Here is a 956-nt window from a genome sequence, read left to right as displayed (position 1 = left end):
CACGTTGACTGCCCAGGTCACGCCGACTACGTAAAAAACATGATCACTGGTGCTGCCCAGATGGATGGCGCGATTCTGGTTTGCTCGGCCGCTGATGGTCCGATGCCACAAACCCGTGAGCACATCCTGCTGTCCCGTCAGGTAGGCGTTCCGTACATCGTTGTCTTCCTGAACAAGGCTGACATGGTTGACGACGCTGAGCTGCTGGAACTGGTTGAGATGGAAGTGCGCGATCTGCTGAGCACTTACGACTTCCCAGGTGATGACACTCCAATCATCATCGGTTCGGCTCTGATGGCTCTGAACGGCCAAGACGACAACGAAATGGGTACCACCGCTGTCAAGCGTCTGGTAGAAACTCTGGATAGCTACATCCCAGAACCAGAGCGTGCTATCGACAAGCCGTTCCTGATGCCAATCGAAGATGTCTTCTCGATCTCCGGTCGCGGTACTGTTGTAACTGGTCGTGTTGAGCGTGGCATCGTCCGCATCCAGGAAGAAGTTGAGATCGTCGGTCTGCGCGACACTCAGAAAACTACCTGCACCGGCGTTGAAATGTTCCGCAAGCTGCTCGACGAAGGTCGTGCTGGCGAGAACTGCGGCGTACTGCTGCGCGGCACCAAGCGTGACGACGTTGAGCGTGGCCAGGTTCTGGTCAAGCCAGGCACCGTCAAGCCGCACACCAAGTTCACTGCAGAAGTTTACGTTCTGAGCAAGGAAGAAGGCGGTCGTCATACTCCGTTCTTCAAAGGCTACCGTCCACAGTTCTACTTCCGTACAACTGACGTGACCGGTAACTGCGAGCTGCCAGAAGGCGTTGAAATGGTAATGCCAGGTGACAACATCCAGATGACTGTCACTCTGATCAAGACCATCGCGATGGAAGACGGTCTGCGTTTCGCTATCCGTGAAGGCGGTCGTACCGTCGGCGCCGGCGTCGTAGCCAAAGTCATCGA

1 protein-coding gene is annotated in these 956 nt (G+C 55.8%); it reads left to right on the top strand.

Annotated features, from left to right (window positions below; genetic code table 11):
- Positions 1–956: elongation factor Tu (gene tuf / locus MA884_RS27760; protein WP_256233481.1), on the top strand; the 956-nt coding region annotated here is incomplete at both ends.

Origin of the sequence: Pseudomonas sp. Q11, assembly GCF_024494355.1 — a bacterium.
Classification (GTDB): domain Bacteria; phylum Pseudomonadota; class Gammaproteobacteria; order Pseudomonadales; family Pseudomonadaceae; genus Aquipseudomonas; species Aquipseudomonas hefeiensis.
This window is presented reverse-complemented; position numbering and strand designations above follow the sequence as displayed.